The organism is Brenneria izbisi, from assembly GCF_025840185.1.
In the GTDB taxonomy this organism is placed as follows: domain Bacteria; phylum Pseudomonadota; class Gammaproteobacteria; order Enterobacterales; family Enterobacteriaceae; genus Brenneria; species Brenneria izbisi.
The window spans coordinates 138,555-161,427 of the sequence record NZ_JAMPJU010000005.1; the positions used below are offsets into that span (position 1 = coordinate 138,555).

The 22,873-nt window shown below is 52.1% G+C and carries 18 protein-coding genes; 2 read left to right on the forward strand and 16 right to left on the reverse strand.

The features are described 5' to 3' along the window. Positions 1-101: 101 nt before the first annotated feature. The 5 genes from NC856_RS08800 to NC856_RS08820 form a co-directional block, all read right to left on the reverse strand. Positions 102-1,115: an ABC transporter substrate-binding protein gene (locus tag NC856_RS08800; protein ID WP_264090055.1), complete on the reverse strand. Its 1,014-nt coding sequence runs from the start codon at positions 1,113-1,115 to the stop codon at positions 102-104. A gap of 44 nt (positions 1,116-1,159) precedes the next feature. Further along, positions 1,160-2,260 (reverse strand): ABC transporter permease, encoded by a 1,101-nt coding sequence (locus NC856_RS08805; RefSeq protein ID WP_264090057.1) that lies wholly within the window; start codon positions 2,258-2,260, stop codon positions 1,160-1,162. Further along, entirely contained in the window at positions 2,260-3,141 is an 882-nt protein-coding gene (locus tag NC856_RS08810; protein ID WP_264090058.1) for an ABC transporter permease, read from the reverse strand. The genes NC856_RS08805 and NC856_RS08810 overlap by 1 nt, the downstream gene beginning before the upstream one ends. After that, positions 3,131-3,970, reverse strand: a complete 840-nt coding sequence (locus NC856_RS08815; protein ID WP_264090059.1) for an ABC transporter ATP-binding protein — start codon at positions 3,968-3,970, stop codon at positions 3,131-3,133. The genes NC856_RS08810 and NC856_RS08815 overlap by 11 nt, the downstream gene beginning before the upstream one ends. A gap of 497 nt (positions 3,971-4,467) precedes the next feature. After that, positions 4,468-5,799, reverse strand: coding sequence for an aspartate aminotransferase family protein (locus NC856_RS08820; protein ID WP_264090060.1), 1,332 nt, complete (start codon positions 5,797-5,799; stop codon positions 4,468-4,470). 276 nt (positions 5,800-6,075) lie between these two features. On the opposite strand from NC856_RS08820, the gene NC856_RS08825 reads away from it, so the two are divergent. Then, positions 6,076-6,834: an SDR family NAD(P)-dependent oxidoreductase gene (locus NC856_RS08825; protein WP_264090061.1), complete on the forward strand. Its 759-nt coding sequence runs from the start codon at positions 6,076-6,078 to the stop codon at positions 6,832-6,834. A gap of 72 nt (positions 6,835-6,906) precedes the next feature. On the opposite strand, the gene dppF is transcribed toward NC856_RS08825, so the two are convergent. From dppF to dppA, 5 genes are all read right to left on the reverse strand, one after another. Further along, on the reverse strand, positions 6,907-7,926 hold the full coding sequence (dppF, locus tag NC856_RS08830) for a dipeptide ABC transporter ATP-binding subunit DppF (RefSeq protein ID WP_264090062.1): 1,020 nt from the start codon (positions 7,924-7,926) through the stop codon (positions 6,907-6,909). Beyond that, a complete protein-coding gene (gene dppD / locus NC856_RS08835; RefSeq protein ID WP_264090063.1) occupies positions 7,923-8,903 on the reverse strand; it encodes a dipeptide ABC transporter ATP-binding protein in 981 nt (326 codons plus the stop codon). Before dppD ends, dppF begins: the two co-directional genes overlap by 4 nt. Before the next feature lie 13 nt (positions 8,904-8,916). Continuing rightward, positions 8,917-9,819, reverse strand: a complete 903-nt coding sequence (gene dppC / locus NC856_RS08840) for a dipeptide ABC transporter permease DppC (RefSeq protein WP_264090064.1) — start codon at positions 9,817-9,819, stop codon at positions 8,917-8,919. A gap of 13 nt (positions 9,820-9,832) precedes the next feature. Further along, entirely contained in the window at positions 9,833-10,852 is a 1,020-nt protein-coding gene (gene dppB, locus NC856_RS08845; protein ID WP_264090065.1) for a dipeptide ABC transporter permease DppB, read from the reverse strand. Positions 10,853-11,069: 217 nt separating this feature from the next. After that, positions 11,070-12,677 (reverse strand): dipeptide ABC transporter periplasmic-binding protein DppA, encoded by a 1,608-nt coding sequence (gene dppA / locus NC856_RS08850; protein ID WP_264090066.1) that lies wholly within the window; start codon positions 12,675-12,677, stop codon positions 11,070-11,072. 1,167 nt (positions 12,678-13,844) lie between these two features. Between dppA and NC856_RS08855 the strand changes: the two genes are divergently transcribed. Next, positions 13,845-15,194, forward strand: a complete 1,350-nt coding sequence (locus tag NC856_RS08855) for a 2-hydroxycarboxylate transporter family protein (RefSeq protein ID WP_264090067.1) — start codon at positions 13,845-13,847, stop codon at positions 15,192-15,194. Positions 15,195-15,307: 113 nt separating this feature from the next. Here NC856_RS08855 and dcuR read toward each other — a convergent pair whose 3' ends face one another. From dcuR to ibpA, 6 genes are all read right to left on the reverse strand, one after another. Beyond that, positions 15,308-16,030 carry a two-component system response regulator DcuR gene (gene dcuR, locus NC856_RS08860; protein WP_264090068.1) on the reverse strand — a complete coding sequence of 241 codons (723 nt, stop codon included), beginning with the start codon at positions 16,028-16,030 and terminating at the stop codon, positions 15,308-15,310. Beyond that, a complete protein-coding gene (locus NC856_RS08865) occupies positions 16,023-17,630 on the reverse strand; it encodes a sensor histidine kinase (protein WP_264090069.1) in 1,608 nt (535 codons plus the stop codon). The genes dcuR and NC856_RS08865 overlap by 8 nt, the downstream gene beginning before the upstream one ends. Positions 17,631-17,782: 152 nt before the next feature. Next, positions 17,783-19,195, reverse strand: a complete 1,413-nt coding sequence (locus tag NC856_RS08870) for an anion permease (RefSeq protein WP_264090070.1) — start codon at positions 19,193-19,195, stop codon at positions 17,783-17,785. A gap of 593 nt (positions 19,196-19,788) precedes the next feature. Then, on the reverse strand, positions 19,789-21,447 hold the full coding sequence (locus NC856_RS08875) for a putative transporter (RefSeq protein WP_264090071.1): 1,659 nt from the start codon (positions 21,445-21,447) through the stop codon (positions 19,789-19,791). Between the two features lie 316 nt (positions 21,448-21,763). Beyond that, entirely contained in the window at positions 21,764-22,219 is a 456-nt protein-coding gene (ibpB, locus tag NC856_RS08880; protein ID WP_264090073.1) for a small heat shock chaperone IbpB, read from the reverse strand. 139 nt (positions 22,220-22,358) lie between these two features. Continuing rightward, positions 22,359-22,772 (reverse strand): small heat shock chaperone IbpA, encoded by a 414-nt coding sequence (gene ibpA / locus NC856_RS08885; protein WP_264090074.1) that lies wholly within the window; start codon positions 22,770-22,772, stop codon positions 22,359-22,361. Between the last annotated feature and the right edge of the window lie 101 nt (positions 22,773-22,873).

Sequence of the window (22,873 nt, forward strand, 5' to 3'; positions counted from 1 at the left end):
TAGAGAAATATTGAGACAGGTAAACCTTATGCAGTGGTCGGATGCAACAAATCCGCAGAAAGCCCGTAACCCCCAAAGTTACGGGCCTCGTCTGTACGTGATTATTTCGCCGCCGCTTCCCAGACGACATGGGTCATGGCGCTGTCGCCGGGATCTTTTTTGATTACCGATGCGTCGCCGCCGTTCAGCAATACCCCCACGGTGCGACGGTAAGCCGCAGGATCGAGGTAACCGATTTTCGGCGTGTTGGCGTTGGTTATCAGCCTGGCGACATTTTCCATCTGCCGTTGTTGGACTTCCTGCGTGGCAGAGCCGGACATATCTTCATTCACCACAATCTCGGCGGCCTCGGCTGGATTTTTTACCGCCTCATTCCAGCCTTTATAGGTCGCTTGCAGGAACTTCGCCATTTTCGCCACAAATGCCGGATCATTCAGGCTTGATTCCAGCACATACAAACCATCTTCCAGCGTCGATACGCCCTGATCCTCATAGGGGAAGGAAATCAGTTCGTCCTGTTTCATACCCGCGTCGATCAACTGCCAGTACTCGTTGTAGTTCATGGTCGAAATACAGGCCGCCTGATTCTGTAATAGCGGATCCACGTTAAAACCCTGCTTCAGTACTTTGATATCCGTATCCGGCTTGTAGCCCAGTTTATGCATCCAGTTGAAGAAGGGATACTCGTTCCCGCCAAACCAGACGCCCAGCGTTTTTCCTTTAAAATCCGCCGGCGTTTTAATGCCGGTGGATTTACGGCAGGTCAGCATCATGCCGGAACGGTCGAATATCTGGGCGATATTCACCAGCGGCACCCCGGATTCCCGCGCCGCCAACGCATCCGGCATCCAGTTGACGATCACATCCGCCGATTTCCCGGCGATCACCTGCACCGGCGAAATGTCGGTGCCGCCGGGCCTGATGGTCACATCCAGCCCGGCATCCTTGTAGTAGCCCTTGGCCTGCGCGACGTAATAGCCCGCAAACTGCGCCTGAGGCAACCATTTCAGTTGCAAGGTGATTTTCTCGGCGGCCCAGGCGCCGCTGGTAAAGGAAAACGCCAGCGTTGTGGCGGCCACGATAAGGCATTTGCGGAACGCGGAACGATCTTTCATCTGAGTATCCTCAAGGTAAAGTGGAACACACAACGACAAACGGACTACGACTCCCCGCGTACCGAGGGGTGCCAGAAATTCACTTTTTTCTCCAATCGCACCAGCAGCGCATAAAACACCGATCCAACCACGGAGGCCACCACGATCGCCGCCCATACCGTGGACATATGCATACGCGCCGCTTCCGTCGAAATACGAAAGCCCAGCCCGGAGGTTGGAGAGCCAAAAAACTCGGCGACGATAGCGCTGATAAGCGCCAACGTGGAATTAACTTTCAATGCATTGAAAATAAACGGCAGCGCTGCCGGGAGTCGCAATACCCACAGCGTTTTGCGCGGCGTGGCCGCATAGCAATACATCAGTTCACGTTCCAGCTTGCCGCTGGCCTGCAAGCCCGCCAACGTACTGACCAGAGCGGGGAAAAACGTCACCAGCACAATCACCGCCGCTTTGGAAGGCCAGTCGAAACCAAACCACATCACCGCAATCGGCGCGACGCCCACCAGCGGAATGGTGCTCGTCAGGTTAGCCAGCGGCAGCAGCCCGCGTTGCAGGAAAGGCAGCCGGTCAATCAGAATCCCCACCGCAATGCCCATACCGCTGCCCAGCAGATAGCCCACCAGCACCGACTTCAGTACCGTTTGCACAAAATCGCCGCCCAACGGCCCCCGGTTTTCGTACAGCGCCTGAACGATATCCCACGGCGCGGGCAGCAGCACCTGAGGGACGGCAAAGGCCGTCACCAGCAATTGCCAGAAATAGATCACCCATACGCCAAACAGGGTCGCCACCACGCCGGCAGGCAATTTACGGCTGTTGAACGTCGCCAGACGCTGTACGCTATGGCACGCCAATAGCCCCAAAGCCAAAATAGCCAACCAGTACGACGCATCGATCCGCGCCATCACGTCAGGAAGCAGTAGCAGCCCGGCCGCCGTCGCAATCAGGATCATCAGCAAGGTCAGATACCACGCTGACAATAACGGCAACATCGCCACCAGCGTCGTACACAGCAGCAACAGTAAAATCGCCGTCACCGCGTTGTCAGCGCCGGTGAATATATCGGGCAGCGCCTGACCCAGCCCCAGCAACGAGGTGAGCAATGCCGCGACCAGGCCAATACCGCCGGGAACGAATTTACGCATCACTGCCCCCCTTTACGGCGTTTCATTACGACATATTCCGTCAGGCTGACCAACGCGGTCAGGAGCAGCCCCAGCACCGACGCCATCACCAGAGCAGACCAGATCTGAATGGTGTTGCCGTAGTAAGATCCGGTCAGTAGTCGCGCGCCCAATCCCGCCTGCGCGCCTGTCGGCAGTTCCGCCACCATCGTGCCAACCAGTCCGCTGGCAATCGCCACCCGAAATGCTGGAAATAAATAAGGCAACGCGGACGGCAGCCTCACCATCCAGAAAGTATCAATACGGCTGGCGGCGTAGGTATGCACCAACTCCATTTCCAGTTTCTGCGGCGAACGCAATCCTTGTACGGTAGCAATCGTCACCGGAAAGAAACAGAGGTACATGGCAATGGCGGCCTTCGGCAGCAAGCCGGTAATCCCCAGGCTGCCCAGGATCACCAGTACAATCGGCGCGATAGCCAGCACCGGCACCGTTTGCGACGCCACAATCCACGGCAACAAGGCTTTGTCCAGTGTGCGGGAGTGCACAATAAAAATCGCCAGCAGCAGACCAAACACCACCCCCATCGCAAACCCCGTCAAGGCGGCGCTGGCCGTTACCCAGGCGTGCAATAGCAGATTACGGGGAGACGTGACCGGCCATTTGGTCAGGCTAGTCCAGATATCCGTCAGTATCTGGTGCGGCGTCGGCAGTACCGGACGCGTCATGTTCAGCGTGGAATGAAGCAGATCGCGCCAATTCCAGTCACCCGCTGGGGCCAGCGTGCGCTCAATCGCGCCCTGCGCATTCAGCCCGATCGCCAGCAGATACCAGCACGCCAACGCGATGGCGATCACCACGCCAACGGGCAAGGCCCGGTAACGTAAAGCATTACTGTTCATGGTGTCCCTCGATCAGCGCTTCACGCACAGCTTGCGCCAGACGAATAAACGCCGGTGAGTCACGCAGGGATAAATCCCGCTGGCGCGGTAACGGCGAATCGATGACCTTGATGATGCGACCGGGGCGCGGCGACATAATGACGATGCGGGTGGATAGATAAACCGCTTCGGCAATGGAGTGCGTCACAAACACCATCGTGCGCTGCTCGTGATACCAAAGTTGCTGCAATTGCTGATTCAGGTTATCGCGGGTCAACTCGTCCAGCGCGCCGAAAGGCTCGTCCATCATCAGAATTTTCGGTTCGAAACCCAGCGCCCTGGCGATGGAGGCCCGTTGCTGCATACCGCCCGACAGTTGCCACGGATACTTTTTCTCAAAGCCGCTCAGCCCGACGCGTGATAGCTGCTCGCGGGCAATCTCTTCAATGCGGGCAGGCATCATGCCCTGGATCTGTAACGGCAGCATGACGTTAGCCAGCACGGTACGCCACGGTAGCAACACCGGCGCCTGAAACACATAGCCGTAAGCGCGTTCCTGACGGGCTTGCGATGGCGTCATGTCATTGACCCAAACCTCGCCTGAGGTAATTGATTCCAGATCGGCAATCACTCGCAGCAATGTCGTTTTGCCACAGCCGGACGGACCGATAAAAGACACGAACTCTCCCTGACGGATAGTCAGATTCACATCTTTCAGCGCGTGTACCGGCTGATCGGCGGCGGGATAGATAACATTGGCGTCACGTACAACGATTGCTGGTCTGGCGGTTGCCGGGGCTACTGTCGTCGTGATGAGAGAAGGCTCATCTGCATATATGAGTTGGCTCATACCGGTCTCCCCTGATGGCGGTTTCTGACTATTTGGTTTCCGACTATTTTATTTCTGACTATCTGGTTAGGTTTCTGAACTGACTGATGCCATTTCCATGCCAACGTTTCTATTTCGCCCGACCTTACGAATAGCACGGGCTTTCACTCCGACATTGCGGCACGTATCAGCACATTTGGTGCAAATCGCCGCGCAATTGCCTCCATTTGGAGCAATATGTATACAAAAAACGTATATTTGGATTTTACCGGGCGCGTTTTGCCTCGGATGCAGGTTGGGTGAGATTTGAGGCGTGAGGATCACGGTATCGCTATATTGCCCCCCGACAAGGCGCGTTCAATCGGCGCGATGCCTTGACCTGCCGACGATTGACGGACGGGGCTTTTGCGCCAGAGGAAAAATCGCCTCTTGCCCCGTCTTGCGGATAAATCGGGTAGAAAATACCGCGGTCGACACCCCTCCCGGACACAAAACCACCGGGAGCACAGCCGACGAGATTAGACAAATCTGCCGTTAATCTCACTCAACACATCATCAATGATCGCCAGCCCTTGATGCGCTTCATCCGCGGTCACGATACAAGGCGGAACCACATGCAGGCGGTTTTCCGCGATAAAGCCCAGCAATCCTTTCGCCAGCAACTGGGTTTTTATTTCTCCCATCACCGACGCGGGCAGCGGGGTTTTATTCACCGGGTCGGCAACCAGTTCCAGCGCATGGAACACGCCAAGACCACGCACATCGCCGACAATCCGATATTTTTCCCCCATCTTCTGTAAGCCATCCGCCACAACGCCATTGCCAATCCGGGCGGCATTGTCGACGATTTTTTCCTCTTCCATCGCATCCAGCGTCGCGACGATGGCGGCCATCGCCAGAGGATGCCCGGAATAGGTCAGACCGCCGGGGAACATGTGCGTATCGAAGTAATGGGCGATAGGTTCGGAAATCAGGACGCCGCCTGCCGGCACATAGCCTGAGTTCACTCCTTTGGCGAACGTGATGAGATCCGGTTCAACGCCATAATGTTCAAAAGCGAACCAGGAACCGGTGCGACCAAAACCGGCCATGACTTCATCCATAATCAACATAATGCCAAACTCGTTAGCCAACGCCTGCACGCCAGCCAGATAGCCTGTCGGCGGCACCAGGATACCAGCCGTGCCCGGAATGGTTTCCAGCAGGATCGCGGCAATGGTATTCGGCCCCTCGCACTCGATGATGCGACGCAGATGGTGTAATGCCGCCCGACACTCTTCGGCCTCAGTGGTTGCCAGAAACTCGCTGCGGTACAGATAAGGGGTGAAGAAATGCAGATGACCGCGGGAATATTCATTGGGCAACCGCCGCCAGTCGCCGGTGGCGCCGATCGCACTGCCGGTATTCCCGTGGTAGGAGCGGTAGCCGGACAGGATCTTCGCTTTGCCGGTAAACAGCCGCGCCATGCGGATGGCATTTTCATTGGCATCCGCGCCCGCATTGGTGAAAAACACCTTGTTGAATTTTTCGGGCGCACGCGCCACGATACGTTTGGCCGCCTCGCCGCGTGCCAGATTAGCGGTTGCCGGCGCAATGGTCGCCAGTAAATCCGCCTGCGCCTTGATCGCCGCAACCACTTTCGGGTGACGAAAACCGATATTGGTGTTAACCAACTGGCTGCTGAAATCCAGCCAGGATTTCCCGTCATAATCCCAAAGCCGACATCCTTCTCCACCGGCAACCACCAACGGATTCAATGCGCCCTGGGTCGACCAGGAGTGAAAAACATACTGTCTGTCCAACTGACGGACATAATCATTAGACAATTCAGCTTCATTCTTCGATGCCATCTTTCCATCCTCAGCGTTTCATCGGCATATCGCGCACACTGGGGCTGCAACAGCCGACAAATGCAGAGTGACGCCATACATACCCTTATCAATGTAGTGAAAATCAGACTAGAGACAAAAAAGACAACGGGGATAGAGCCAGATGGCGAATAACCATGTGCCAGTTGCGCCAGCGCCTGCTTTGTCCCGTCCATTACGCGCAACTGGCCCTGTCGCGGACAAATATCCCTTCGTAAAGTTGGAAACCGTTTATCACGCTCAAAAGAGGATGTTTTCATGGGGAATATTGTATTTATCACCGGGGCGACGTCCGGTTTCGGCCACGCGGCGGCACGGCACTTTGCCGCCAATGGCTGGTCGCTGATCCTCTCTGGTCGGCGTGACGCGCGATTGAAAGCGCTGTCGGATGAGCTTTCGGCGCATGTCCCCGTTCACTATTCCGTATTGGACGTGCGTGACGCGCAGGCCGTGCGGGACATGGTGGCAACCCTGCCTGAAGCATTCAGGGCGGTCAAAACGCTGGTGAACAATGCCGGACTCGCGTTATCCCCCCAGCCGGCTCAACAGGTTGAATTAGCCGACTGGCACACCATGATCGACACCAATATCACCGGACTGGTGAATGTTACCCATGCCTTATTACCGACGCTGATCGCCACCGGCAAAGGCGCCAGCATCATCAATATCGGTTCAATCGCCGGACAGTGGCCGTATCCGGGCAGCCATGTCTACGGCGCCTCAAAAGCGTTCGTCAAACAGTTCAGCTATAACCTGCGCTGTGACCTGCAAGGAACCGGCGTAAGGGTCACCGATCTGGCGCCCGGCATCGCCGAAACCGAATTTACGCTGGTGAGAACCAAAGGCGATCAAGCCGCATCCGATAACCTGTACCGCGGCACCACCCCACTGACCGCCGAAGACATCGCCGCGCAAATCTATACCGTGGCGACGCTGCCCGATCATATGAATATCAACCGGATAGAGGTTATGCCGGTGCGTCAGGCATGGTCACCATTCGCGATTGATCGTGACTAGCGTGGCGGCACGTTGAAAACAAAAACAGAAAACCCACGCCCCATTGAGAAAGCGTGGGTCAGAGACAACCTATCAGTTGGCATGAACGGATGAGGCGTCTTGTTCATCCTGATCGACCGCAAAACACGCGACTTTTTGTTCGCCGTAACGTTTCAACTGCGGCTGGAACTGCGTGCAGGTGCTGAAACAGCGCGGGCAGCGGGCGTTAAACGCACAGCCCGGCGGTGGATTCAGCGGGCTGGGCAATTCACCAGTCAGCTTGATGCGCTCGCGGCGTAAATCCGGGTTCAACCGTGGGGTGGCCGACAGCAGCGCCTGCGTATACGGGTGACGTGGGTTATTGAAGATCGCGTCTTTACTGCCCTGCTCGACACAACGCCCCAGATACATCACCATCACTTCATCGGCGATATGCTCCACCACCGACAGATCATGAGAGATGAACACGTAGGACAGCCCCATATCCTGCTGTAAATCCATCATCAGGTTTAAAACCTGAGCGCGTACCGATACATCCAACGCGGAAACCGGTTCATCGGCAATCACCACATCCGGGTCCAGCATCAACCCGCGGGCAATGGCGATACGCTGCCGCTGACCGCCGGAAAACATGTGCGGATAACGGTCGTAATGCTCGGTTTTCAACCCAACCTTCGCCATCATCGCCAGCGCCTTTTCACGGCGTTCGGCTTTTGACAATTGGGTATTGATCAGTAGCGGCTCTTCCAGGATCTGGCCGACCTTCTTGCGCGGATTGAGCGATCCGTAAGGATTCTGAAACACGATCTGGATCTTCTGGCGGCGCAACTTTTCCGCCGTTTGATCCGGCTTGAGCAGATCCTGTCCCTGATAGTAAAGCTCCCCGCCGGAAGGGATTTCGATCATGGTCAGCAAACGTCCCAGCGTGGACTTGCCGCAACCGGATTCGCCCACCACCGCCAGCGTTTTGCCGCGTTCCAGCGTGAATGACACGCCATCCAGCGCCTTGACCATACGCTCCGGCGCGAATAGCCCTTTTTTCACTGGATAATGTTTTTTTAAATCAATCGCATGCAGTAAATGCGGCTGCGATGTCACGTTCAGTTCGCTCATAGAGTTGGCCTCCCTGCATCATCCAGCGGTGTATGACATTTCACCTGACGGCCAGGAATATCCCGCAATTCAGGCTCTTCCTGACGGCAACGGTCATGGGCGTAGGGACAGCGCGGATTCAACAGACAACCGTTCGGACGGTCATATTTACCCGGCACCACGCCCGGCAATGACGCCAGACGCGATTTATCCGCCGCGAATTCCGGCAACGCGCGCAGCAGCGCCTGAGTATACGGGTGGCGCGGCGCGCGGAAGATATCCGCCGCTTTGCCGGATTCCACCACCTGACCGGCATACATCACAATGATGTGGTGCGCCGCTTCCGCCACCAGCGCCAGATCGTGCGTAATCAGGATCAGCGCCATATTTTCGCGCTGTTGCAGTTCCAGCAACAACTCAATGATCTGCGCCTGAATGGTGACGTCCAGCGCGGTGGTCGGCTCATCGGCGATCAGCAGTTTTGGCCGGCAGGCGATCGCCATAGCAATCATCACGCGCTGGCTCATGCCGCCGGAAAGCTGATGCGGATAGACATCCAGACGCGAGGCTGGATCGGGGATACCGACCAATGTCAGCAGGTCGATGGCGCGCTGACGACGGGTTTTTCGGTTGCCGCCCTGATGCACCTTAATGGCTTCCATAATCTGGAAACCGACGGTGTAACAAGGGTTCAGGCTGGTCATCGGATCCTGAAAAATCATTGCTACTTCAGAACCGACCAGTTGACGCCGCTCTTTCTCGGAAATTCGTTTTAAATCGCGCTGATTAAATTCCAACTTGTCGGCAATCACTTTGCCGGGGTAATCGATCAGTCCCATAATCGCCAGCGAACTGACCGATTTACCGGAACCGGATTCCCCGACAATACCGACCACCTGTCCTTCTTCCACCTGATAACTGATACGATCGACCGCACGGAACGGCAGATCTTCGTCACCAAAGTGAACCGACAGTTTATCTACGTTGAGTAACGCCATCTCTCTACCTCTGTTACTGCTTGAGTTTGGGGTCGAGAGCATCACGCAAGCCGTCCCCCATCAGGTTAAACGCCAACACCGTCAGCAAAATCGCCAGGCCGGGAAATGTCACCACCCACCAGGCGCTTTGCGCAAACTGCAAAACGTCGGACAGCATGGTGCCCCACTCTGGCGTTGGCGGCTGTGCGCCCATACCGAGGAAACCCAAAGCAGCCATATCAAGAATGGCGTTGGAAAAACCAAGCGACGCCTGGACAATCAAAGGCGCCAGGCAATTGGGAAGAATGTTGACGAACATCTGCCGGATCGCCCCGGCGCCCGCCACGCGCGAAGCCGTAACATAATCGCGGTTGACCTCCACCAGCACCGCGGCGCGCGTCAGACGGACATAGTGCGGCAAGGCCACAAAAGTCAGCGCCAGCGATGCATTCACAATCGACGGTCCGAATACGGCAACCAGCACCAGCGCCAACAGCAGGCTTGGCAACGCCAGCATGATATCGACGATACGCATGATGATGGCATCAATCACGCCGCCGAAATAGCCGGCCAGCAGACCGAAAATCACCCCCAGCACCAGCGATAACGACACCACCAGACAGCCCACCAGCAGCGACAGGCGCGCGCCGTACATCAGACGGGACAAGACATCACGCCCGACATCATCCGTACCCAGAATAAACCGCCAGCTTCCGCCTTCCTGCCAGACCGGGGGATGCAGCAAGGCATCGCGGAACTGCTCGGCGGGCGCGTGCGGCGCCAGTACATTGGCGCCTACGGCGATAATCAGCATCAGCGCGACATAAACCATGCCGACCACCGCCCCTTTGTTACGTTTGAAATAGTGCCAGAACTCCTGCACCGGGGTCATTGGCTTGGGCGCACTATTTACAACAGGTTCAGTGACTTGTGTCATCTCAGCCTTCCCCTTATTTCTTATGACGGATGCGCGGATTAACCACGCCGTAGAGCACATCCACCAGCAGGTTCACCAGAATGATCATGGTCGCTACCAGCAACACGCCCCCTTGCACCACCGGATAATCCCGACGCTGCAAGGCGTCGATCAGCCAGCGGCCCAGCCCCGGCCAGGAAAAGATAGTTTCCGTCAATATGGCGCCAGCCAGCAGGGTGCCGACCTGCAATCCAATTACAGTCACCACTGGCAACATGGCATTACGCAGCGCGTGAACCACTATCACGCGTAGACGGCTTAATCCTTTGGCGCGCGCGGTACGAATGTAGTCTTCTCCCAGCACTTCCAGCATGGCGGAGCGCGTCATGCGCACAATCACCGCCAACGGGATCGTCCCCAGCACCACGGCAGGCAGGATCATGTGTTCGATGGCGTCAATAAAGTCGCCCGGTTCGCCCCAAAACAGGGTATCGATGATCATAAACCCGGTAAGCGGCATGCTTTCATCAAGAAAAACCGTATCGCTGATCCGCCCTGAGACGGGCGTCAGGTCAAGCTGAACGGAAACCAGCATGATCAACATCATGCCCCACCAGAAAATGGGCATCGAATAGCCGGTCAGCGCCAGCCCGACAGAAGTGTGGTCGAAAATTGAACCGCGTTTTACCGCCGCCAGCACACCGACCGGGATACCGACGATAACGGCAAAAATCATCGCGCAAACGCCCAGTTCCAGCGTCGCTTTAAAACGAGGAACGAACTCTTCCCAGACCGGGATGCGGCTCTTGAGGGAAATCCCCAGATCGCCTTGCAACACGCCGCCAATATAGTGGAGGTATTGCTCCCAAAGCGGCTTGTCCAGCCCCATTTCGGCCAACAGTTGTGCATGTCGCTCAGCGGAAATACCGCGTTCACCCGCCATGATCATCACCGGATCGCCCGGTATCATGTGCACAAAAGTGAAGGTCAGTAGGGTGATACCGATAAACGTTGGGATAACCAGCCCCAAACGCCGGAGTATGAACTGCAACATATTCCAAACTCTCTGTTAATGCCCGGCTGCTCATTGGCGGTCAGGCTTATCATTGCTCACAATTAAAAAATCGCCAGGCGCGATTTTAAACGTCGCGTGCGACGGCCCGTGGGTAACAGGCAGCAAATTTAACGGGCAAGAAACCCCGCCTCACGCTTCCTCTGACGAGAAACCGCAAGGTCGGGGTTTTCAATGTCCATGAAAATCAGTGACTGAATTAATCCAATGTGACGTTGTTGAAACTATGCACGCCGCGTGGCTGTATCACGTAGCCTTTGACGTTTTTACGTATCGGTTCATACACCGTGGAGTGCGCGATAATCAATGCCGGCGCCTGCTCGTGCATCATAACCTGAGATTGTTTGTACAACTCGATACGTTTCTCATGATCGGAGGTGGAACGCGCCGGCAGGATCAGATCTTCAAACGGCTTGTAACACCATTTGGAATAGTTGGATCCATTTTTCGCCGCATCACAGCTAAACAACGTGGCGAAGAAGTTATCCGGGTCCCCGTTATCGCCTGTCCAGCCCATCAATACCGTCTGGTGTTCGCCGTCTTTGGCGCGCTTGAGATATTCGCCCCACTCGTAGGTCACAATCTTGGCTTTAACACCGATTTTCGCCCAATCTGACTGGATCATTTCAGCCATACGGCGGGCATTCGGGTTGTAAGGACGCTGTACCGGCATCGCCCACAGATCGATAGAGAAACCGTCCGGCACTCCCGCTTCTTTCAGCAAGGTTTTGGCTTTTTCCGGATCGTACTCGTAATCCTTGATATCGTCATTATAGCCCCACATGGTCGGCGGGATCAGGTTTTTCGCGGTCTGTCCGGCCCCCTGATAAACCGCATCAATGATGGCGGATTTGTTGACCGCATAGTTCAGCGCCTGACGCACTTTCACGTTATCCAGCGGTTTTTTCTCAACGTTATAAGCCAGATAGCCCACGTTCAGGCCCGGTTTCTCCAATAACGTAATGTTCTTGTCATCTTTCATGCGGGCAAGATCGGCCGGATTCGGATAAGGCATCACCTGGCATTCGTTTTTTTGCAGCTTGGCGTAACGCACGGACGCGTCCGGAGTGATGGAGAAGACCAGACGATCAATACCCGGCTTGGCGCCCCAGAAGCCATCAAAGGCTTTGTACAGAATACGGGAATCTTTCTGGTACTGTTGCAACTGGAACGGCCCCGTACCGATCGGGTTGAGATCGATTTTCTCCGGTGTACCGGCTTTCAGCATGTTATCGCCATATTCAGCCGACATAATCGACGCGAAGTCCATCGCGAGATCCGCCAGAAACGGCGCTTCGGCACGTGTCAGTTGGAAACGGACGGTATAATCATCCACTTTCTCGATTTTGCTGATCAACTCCGGCATGCCCATACCTTGATAGTATCCATAGCTGCCGCCGGAAACTTTGTGATACGGGTGATTGGCATTCTGCTGACGCATAAAGGAGAAAACCACATCATCAGCATTGAACTCACGGGAAGGTTTGAAATCTTTATTATTTTGCCACTTCACGCCTTTACGCAGATAGAAGGTATAGGTTTTTCCATCTTCGCTAACCTCCCATTTCTCAGCCAGACCCGGTACAAGATCGGTGGTGCCGTCTTTGAATTCGATCAAACGGTTATAAATAGGAATTGAACTGGCATCAAACGTGGTGCCAGAGGTAAACAGTTGAGGGTTGAATCCTTCAGGAGAACCTTCAGAACAATAGACGAGAGTTTTTGCCTGCAAACCTGCCGCGACAGACATTGCCAGCAGACCAAGGCCGAGTTTCAGTACCCTTGATTTAACCAGGGAATTTGCCATTACTTGTGCTCCACTGTAGATGATGTTGTGTGTTCATTTGGTCAGACTTGTATTTTTAAGTGCTTCGGTCCGTACCCTGTTGCCCGCGGGCATGATTAAAATAATTTAGGCGGCTTGCTACAGCGCGCACAAAGCATATGGCCGCCTGTATATTGTATGATTCCTACAGGCCGCTTTATGCCGTCCGCGGCTTCCCCCTTTAATAACGCCCCCAATTTGTCAACAGATCGCCGGAACGTCAATATAAGCCGTGGGGATTTACAATCCCAAATCCAATCCGAGATAAAAATAAAATTCATATTTTAAAATAAAAGCAATATTTATATATCGCTTTAATCCACCAAACCAGGCAAAAAAACCACTAAACCATCGACAAAAAGAAATTATCACCATTAAAAAAACTATAGCAATAGCCACTTGCCTGTCCAAAACATGAGCACTATTTTTTGTTAAAAAGGTTAACGATAGGTGATAATCCTGCCAGATAATAAGTAAAACTGATATTGATTTGACCTATCATAAGCGCAAGCATGACTATCTACGCTTCATAAAAAAACTATTGATGGGTAGATGACGAGTATAGAAAACCCTTACCGCCACCTGCGGTAAGGGGATCATTTGGCGATCTGAAAGGTGGAAATGGAAATGCGTCGCTCGCGCGAACAAGCTGACGACAAAGACAGGTTTATGCGGAACGATAAGCTACGGCCAAACCGGTTACCGACAAATTTGCAATTCGCAATCTATTGGGAATATTCATATAATTCACACTAAAAATAAACTAAAAACATAGTTATGAAATTATTTTCATCAATATATGAATTGCTTATTTACTTATTTTTATAAAGTGGTATTTTTAATTCATCCCCTCTTTTTTTCCCCGTTAATATTCCTATTTAACCCTTCTGTAAATTAATTTAATTACGAAAAAAGAATATAAGTTACTTAAAATGGAGTTGCTGATAACTTCACAAATCATGAAATAACATATTATTTTTAACATTCACTCATGATAGATTACCGCTAATAAAAATATGCAATGAAATAATTTATACCATTCTATGTTTTTTGTTACCTATTGATAAAAAACAAAAAAATGGACTTCTTACTTTACCAAAAATAAACACAGGATTTCCTGTACCGTACTGTCCTAGCAGGGTGAAGACAATGAAAAAAACCGAAACAGATATTCTATGCGACAACAATATGCCCATAGATTCGTCGCTATCCACCTCATTCATGGATACTATTTTAAAAAAGAAAATAGGATCTGTCCCTATCCTCCTTTTTATTGCAATTGCCGTAATTGTCTCCGTCTCCGCCTATGCGGGTTTTCTGCCTAAAAATATGATTGGCGGTTTCGCCGTTATCATGACCATGGGTTTTTTACTGGCGCATATCGGGCAAAATATTCCAGTATTTAAAGATATTGGCGGTCCGGCAATTCTCTGCCTGATGGTGCCGTCGGTTATGGTCTATTTTGATTTATTCAACGACAATACCATGAAGACGGTACACCTGCTGATGAAAGAGGCGAATTTCCTCTATTTCGTCATCGCCTGTCTGGTGGTCGGCAGTATTCTGGGCATGAACCGCAAGATACTGATTCAGGGTATGATCCGCATGTTCGTTCCCCTGGTTATCGGTACGATAACCGCCGTGACGACCGGCTTGCTGGTCGGCAAACTGTGTGGCTACAGCTTTTACCACACCTTCTTCTTCATTATTGTGCCAATCATCGGCGGCGGTATCGGCGAAGGCATTCTGCCTCTGTCATTGGCCTATTCAGCCATTCTGGGACAAAGCCCGGATGTTTATGTCGCGCAACTTGCCCCGGCAGCCGTTGTCGGCAACATCTTCGCCATTCTGTGCGCAGGAGTGCTGTCTCGCCTCGGTATGCGTCGTAAAGATCTGAACGGGGAAGGCCGTCTGGTACGCAGCGATGAAGACAACGCCATGTTCGCCGTCAATGAAGCGCCAAAACCGGTGGATTTCCACTTGATGGGCGGCGGTCTGCTGATGATCTGTGCTTTCTTTATCGTCGGTGGACTACTTGAGCATGTGGTGCAAATTCCAGGACCGGTACTGATGATTCTGATTGCCGTATTCTGCAAATATGGCCGCGTTATCCCCGCCATAATGGAAACCGGCGCCCACAGCGTTTACAAGTTTGTTTCCAGTTCGCTGGTGTGGCCGTTGATGATCGGGTTAGGCATGCTGTATATCCCATTGGAAAGCGTGGTTGCGGTATTCTCGGTCGGGTACGTGATTGTCTGCGGCTCGGTTGTATTGTCGATGGCCGTGGTCAGTTTCCTGATCGCGCCGCGCCTGAATATGTATCCAATTGAAGCCTCTATCGTGACAACCTGTCACAGTGGGCTGGGCGGAACCGGCGATGTTGCGATTCTTTCAGCGTCCAACCGTATGTCGCTGATGCCGTTCGCGCAGATCGCTACCCGTATCGGCGGCGCATCAACGGTAATTGGCGCGACACTGCTGCTGGGCTGGTTGATGTAATATTCTGATAGAACATTGATTCATACACCTTTACTCATACGAAAAAAAGCGCCCCGGCATCAGTTTGCCGGGGCGCTTTTCATTACCAGAATCCACCACCAGAGGTGCCAGACTTACTCGCAATACTGCCGCAACGCATCCTGTTTCTCTGGCAATAGGCGGTAGAGGTACACTGGCCGGCCCGTGGAACCATAGAGAATATTGGTGGCAAGAATACCCGTCTCAGCCAGATAGATCAGATATTTACGGCACGACACGCGGGAAATGCCAATGGCATTCGCCAACATTTCCGTTGAAAACTCGGCCCCCTGATTACCTTCAATCCACTCGCAAACGGTACGCAGCGTTAAGCTGGTCAGTCCTTTCGGCAATTTCTTACGCTCGCTGGCCGAGGTGCTGCTGGTACGACGGATTAGATGATCGATATCAGACTGCGCAACGAAGTCGCGATGTTTTAGCAAATTCGCCTCTTCGCGGTAGGCCGTCAATGCCTGCTCAAAACGCGAAAACTGAAAAGGCTTAATCAGATAATCCACCACGCCGTAGTGCAACGCTTTTTTGATGGTGTAGACGTCGCTGGCAGAAGAAATAATAATCACATCCGTTTTTTCGCTGAATTCCCGGATGGTCGGCAATAAATCCAGACCGTTATCCTGCTGCATATAGATATCCAGCAACACCAGGTCGATTTCAGAGTTGGTTTGCATCAGAAGATTTCTCGCCTGCTGCAATGTAGGTACTGTCGCATAGCAGCTAAATCCAGAAACCTGATTCAGATAAGATTTATTTAGCTCTGCAACCATGGCATCGTCATCAACAATCAGTACATTAATCATGGTCAAACAGCCTTGCTTGGTAGGGAATAATAACGAAAAACTGGGTGTATACCTCAGGTTCCGACTCAAAATCGATTTGGCCGCCAATCTTCTCCAGACTCTGTTTGGTCAGATACAGGCCAATGCCGCGTCCACTGCCTTTGGTGGAAAAACCATGCTCATAAATACGTTCCTGATCCGCCAGCGCAATCCCAGGTCCATCATCACCGACAGTAACATGTAAAAGTCCATCCTGATGATGGAAACTGACGCTGATTTCGCAATTTTCCTGGCCGTTTATGGCGTCCATGGCGTTTTCAATCAGGTTGCCCAGCACAGTAATCAATTCATTGGTTGCATCGACGTCATCCGTGTCCGGCAGCAGACTTTTTTCACTGATGGATAACGTAATGCCAAGATCGCGCGCTCGGTTAATTTTACCCAATAAGAAACCGGCTATCACCGGCGATTTTACTTTACGGATAATCGAACCAATTTCCGCCTGATAATTATTGGCGGTTTTCAAAATATAATCTTCCAGTTGAGAATAATATTTTAAATGCAGCATCCCTAATATGACGTGCAGTTTATTCATAAATTCATGCGACTGCGCTCTTAGCGCATCCGCATAGTAGGACATCCCCGTCAAACGTTGCAGTAACTGACTGATTTCCGTTTTATCACGGAATGTGGCGATGGCCCCAATCATATCGCCTTTCACAAACACCGGCACGGTATTGGTCAGCAACAGGTGTCCGTTAAAGTTGATTTCTTCATCCCGCAGCGGGATCCCGCTCTCCAGAACCTGTTTAAGATGCAAGTGGTCCAACGACTGCTCACTGATGAACTCTACCGAATTATCCTGATTATCCTGACGGAATAATCGTCTGGCCTCATCATTAATGACAGTAATGCGCCCCTGCTCATCCACCGCGATCACGCCTTCCTTGATATGCTTTAGCATGGCATTACGTTGCTCAAACAGATTGGATATTTCGTAGGGTTCAAAACCCAGCATAATTCGTTTGAGCACTTTCACCAACATCAAGGTCCCCAACCAACCAACCAGCGCCCCGGCAAGGATGGCCCAGGGGATCATCCAACGGTTTTCGCTGATGACTTTTTGCACGCTGGTCAGCGCAATACCCAACGCGATCACGCCAACCTGTCGATTATTGCTATCAAAAACCGGTGCAAAAACCCTTAATGCCGGATCAAGCGTACCGCGATTGATTGAGGAGTGCTCCATCCCAAGCAGCGCGGGATAAATGTCACGGCCTGCAAAATATTCACCAATTCTTTGAGGCTCCGGGTGACTATGGCGGACAGTATTCATATCGGTGACGGTCACAAAGAGCAACTGGTTACGACGCCGAACCATTTCCGCCTCCCTTTGTACCGTTTCTGGATCACCAATCCCATTCAATTCATTAATGACCGCAGGAGACGAGGCAAGTGTTCGGGCAATCGAGAAGGCTTTTTCCCGCAGATGATCTTCTGATAATTGATTGATACGAAAAAATAATAAGGAATACACTACCAACAGTACGGCGCCAAGCACAACAGAAACCATCAGAAACACCGATGTACCTAATTTCAGCGGTGTTTTTTTCTTGCTCATGTCGCTCTCCCGAATAACCATCATTACACCGTTATTTTATACTGTTTCATCACTTTCCGCGTGTTGGGATAAACGCGCTCACCACAAGTGGCCGAGCGCGTCATAGTAGAAGGAGAATTGAATAAAACTGAAGACAAATGCGTTATCTGGCCTTACCAGAAACCAAGCAGTTTCCACCACATGGAGCCCACACCCAGCCAGATGGGAATAATCACCAGGCTGATAGAGAAACCAATCTTCCACCAGGTGCTCAACGGCATGTAACCGCAACCGAACAGAATCGGTGCCGGACCGCTGGAATAGTGGGTTGTGGACATAAACAGGTTACTGAAGATACCGAAAACCAGCACAGTCAGCATCGGAGGCGCGCCTGCCGCCAGCGCAATGGAAACAAAAATCGCATACATCGCACTAATATGGGCAATCGCACTCGCCATCAGGTAGTGGCTGTAGTAGTAAATCAGCAGCAACAGACCGAGCATCGGCAACCAGTGCATACCGCTTACCGCGTTGCCCGCCAGACCGCCCAGCCAGGAAATCAGCCCCATTTTGTTAAGCTGTCCCGCCAGCGTCATCAGCACGGCAAACCAGACAACGGTATGCCACGCTTCTTTTTCACTGACCACATCATCCCAGGTCAATGCACGGCTGAGCAACAACACGCTCAGGCCCGCCAGCGCCGTCAGGGTGGCGTCAATGTTCAGCGTAGAACCCAGCACCCAGAACGTGACCAGACCAAAGAAAACGCCCAGCACAATCCATTCATTGCGGCTCATCGGCCCCATTTCACGCAGTCTTTCGACGGCAATCGCACGCATTTCCGAGGTTTTTTTCAGTTCCGGCGGATAAAAACGGTAGATAAGGTAAGGGATCAGCGCCAGCGACAGGAAGCCCGGCAACAAGGTAGCCAATGCCCAGTCGGTCCAACTGATGTGAATACCAAACTGGGAAGCGAGCTTGGCGACCATCGGGTTACCCGCCATGGACGTCATGAACATTGCCGACGTCACGGCATTGCACTGGAAAATAGACTGCACCAGGAAAGCACCAATACGGCGTTGCGTGCCTTTTTCCGGCGTTGAGTCATACGCTTCCGAGATGGAGCGGAACAGCGGCGTGATAATCCCACCGCAGCGGGCAGAGGTGGACGGCATGGCTGGCGCGAACAATAAATCGGTAAACACCAGACCATAGGCCAGCCCCAGCGAACTATTACCCAACTTGCTGATAAACAGCAGGCCGATACGCCGGCCAAAACCGGTTTTAATAAATCCGCGGGAAATAAAGAACGCACAGGCAATCATCCAGATGGTCGGATCGCTGAATCCGGCCAAAACTTCTTTAATGGATAACAGACCTAATATTGCGACAGACGTCAGGCTGAACATCGCCATAGCGCCGAGAGGATACGGAGAGAGGATCAGGCCGACCACGGTGGCAATGAAAATCGCCATTAAGTGCCAGGCATCGGGTTGAACCCCCTCAGGAACCGGAAGTAACCATAACCCACCGGCAATACAGACGATAATCAGGAGCTTTAGCAACCTGCTACTATTTGCAGACATAAGAACACCACTCTTCATTAAAACGAAATCGTTAATTCACAACGGATGTCCCGTGCGGAGGAGTTGGTGTTTCTTTTCTTCTTCCTTCATCACCCTGCAAGTTAATGTGGTATTAACAAGCACAACAGGAAACATCTGTGGAAAAAAAAGACGAGAAAATAATCAGGTCAGGGTGCTTTTCTCGCCCCATCAAACCGAATAACTAATGAAAAGATAATATTATAAAGCGCCCTGGAAGAAGCGTTACTTTAGTTACTAAATGTAATTATTAATTTGTTTATAAAAAATTTTTTAATACACTTAAAGAACAAAAAAACCTTTAAATTCAATATTAATCAACAATAAAAGAACATAAAATTAACGAGCGTTCTTCTTCTGAACCCATCAATAAAGCCTTACCTCTAGCATGGTTTTAACATTCCTTTTTATAGGCAACCAGTTATATGGCTTTATTTATTTTTAGCACAATATTCTCATTAAAAAAAATAATTAAGGCGAGTCGTTCACCTCGCCTTATTCGTTTTATTTTTTAGCCTGTCGATAACATTCAAGCACATTTTTTAAGCAGCATTTTTCAACCCCTGGAGCATGAGCTACATCGCCCAAAACAGAACGGCAAGTATTTGAGGCGACATGATGCGTAAAAACATCGCCAACGGGTAAACCGTGGCATAGGAAAGCGCCGCGGCGCCACTGGTCGCATGGAGTCCATTCGCAAACGCCAGCGCGGGCGGATCCGTCATTGATCCGGCCAACATACCGCACAGCGTCAGATAATTCATCTTGCCCAATATCCGCGCCAGCATACCGACAATCAGCAATGGAATGATGGTGATCAACGCGCCGTAACCAATCCACCACAGCCCATCGCCATACAACAGGGTATCAATAAAGCCTGCGCCGGATTTCAGCCCGACCACCGACAGAAACAGCACAATCCCCAGTTCACGCAACGCGAGGTTGGCGCTGGGAGGCATAAACCAATACAATTTGCCGATACCGCCAATCCGCCCCAGAATCAACGCCACCACCAACGGACCGCCCGCCAGTCCCAACCTTAACGCGACAGGAAATCCAGGAATAAACAGCGGAATCGACCCCAACAGAACGCCCAGACCAATCCCGATGAATACCGGCAACATCTGTACTTGCTGGAGTTTCTGCTGCGCGTTCCCCACGATATCCGCCACGGTATCAATGGAAGATTGGCGTCCGACCAGATTGAGGATGTCGCCGAATTGCAGACTGGCATTGTTACTGGCGACCAGTTCGACACCGGCGCGATTCAGGCGGGAAATCACCACATCGTAGTTTTGCTTCAGGTTCAGTTCCCGGATCTTGCGGCCCAGCACCTTTTCATTAGTCACCACCACCCGCTCGACATGCAAATCAGTACCATGAGTCGATAACGATGTATCCACTTCCTGGCCGATCACCAGTCGCGCCTGTTCCAGATCGTTTTTCGTCCCCACCAGATGCAAATAGTCACCCAGTTGAATAACCGTCATTGGTGAAGGCACCATCAGTTCATCGCCACGTTTCAGGCGAGAGCAAACGATCGTGTCATGATTCAGAATAGGCACATCCTGAATCGCCAACCCTTGTAAATTGGTGTTGGTCACCGATACGTTCATCGTATGAAGTTGCTCATGGTGTTGCCCATAATGGCTTTCAAATTGTTTTGCCTCTGTCTCAATCACCACACGAAACAACACGCGCAACACCCACATCACCAGTAAAATACCGCAGATCCCCAGCGGATAAGCCATAGCGTAGCCCATCCCCATCAGGTTTATCATCGCACCATCGGAACCGAGATCGGTCAGGATTTGCTGCCCGGCGCCGAGCGAGGGCGTATTGGTTACGGCGCCGGAGAAAATCCCGAGAATAATAGGCAAAGGGACATCGAAAATTTTATGAATGCCGACGGTTACCGCAGAGCCGATAAATACCGTCAGAATGGCAAAGGCGTTGAGACGCAAACCGGAAACACGCAAAGAGGAGAAAAACCCCGGACCGACCTGAATACCAATGGAATACACAAACAGAATTAGCCCAAACTCCTGAATAAAATGCAGCATATCGCTATTCAAACTAAGCTGATAGCTCTGAGCGAAATGCCCGATAATGATCCCGCCGAACAAGACGCCGCCAATTCCTAAACCGACGCCATAAATCCGCCAGTTACCAATCCATAAGCCCAAAACCGCCACCAGCGCCAACATACACACGGTAAGCGCGATATCACTCATACCTTATATCCTTATTGCACGGACTTGTCTGCCTGGAAAATGAGCAAAAGCAGACACTCGTTTGAGTGTGGGCTTTTACTGTTATTGATTCTGGCAGAACGATTCAGGGAGAAATGTGGCGGGCAGCACAAAAAATTTCCAGGGGAAATTTTTAACGTCGCTTTTGGCGGACAGAGATAGCCCGCCATAACAATACCCGCGGCTTGGCTAAGCCACGGGTACAACCAACAAAACCGGCATTATTTACGCGCCATCAGACCGCGACTTTCGGTAACGCCCGTCAAGGCGGGCGTTACCGCCGGCGCAAACCGTCAGCTTACCCGTTAGATTCACTCTCTGCGGGAGACTGGGTTAATACCGGCTGGCTACCGCCAATCGCAATCCGCTGCGGTTGCAGCGCTTCCGGCACTTCACGCACCAGATCAATATGCAACAAGCCGTGTTCGAAATGTGCTTCAAAGACATGCAAATGCTCCGCCAACGTAAAGCTCAGGGAGAAAGGTTTAAACACCAAACCCTGATGCAGGTATTGCACTTCTTTTTCCGCCGGTGTCGGGTTGCCTTTCACTGTAAGGCGCGGCCCCTCCACCTCGATATCCAGTTCGCTTTGCTGAAATCCGGCTAAAGCCAGAGTGATCCGATAGTGGTTATCGTCTTTTTTCTCAATGTTATACGGCGGGAACTCAATAGGCTCCTGACCGCCCATCGAACTGGCTAATTTGTCAAAACCGATCCACTGACGCAGCAGAGGTGATAAATCATAGTTACGCATAATATTTACTCCTTCTATGAAGCGAGACAATCTCTCCCAGTCACGGCAAGGCGTGTCTGGGTTCGTCCCCATTCGGCGGACGAGACAGGTTTATTCACTCAGGCGTGTGCCGTCACAACTGACCGCAGGGCAACGTCGGTTATTTGATGTCAATCCGACGCGGCTTCATCGCTTCCGGCACGATACGCTCCAGATCGATATACAGCAGGCCGTTTTGCAAATTGGCGCCTTTCACCTGGATATGCTCAGCCAACTGGAACTTGCGTTCAAAATTGCGCTCGGCAATGCCTTGATACAGGTAGTTGCGGGCTGTTTGTTCACCGGCATGCGCGCCTTTCACAATCAGCATGTTGTCATGAGCGGTGATATCCAGTTCCTGTTCGGCAAAACCGGCCACAGCAATGGCGATGCGGTATTGGTTTTCGTCAACCAACTCGACGTTGTACGGGGGATAACCGCCATTACCTTGAGCCTGACCGCTTTCCAACAGATTAAACAAGCGATCAAAACCGATAGCGGAACGATAAAGCGGAGAAAAATCAGGGTTACGCATAAAACAGCCTCCTAATATATTCAGCGAGGATTAACTATCAACCTTCCCTCAGGACAGGTTCACCGCCAGAACAGATATCCTTACGGCATATCCTTTTCGTC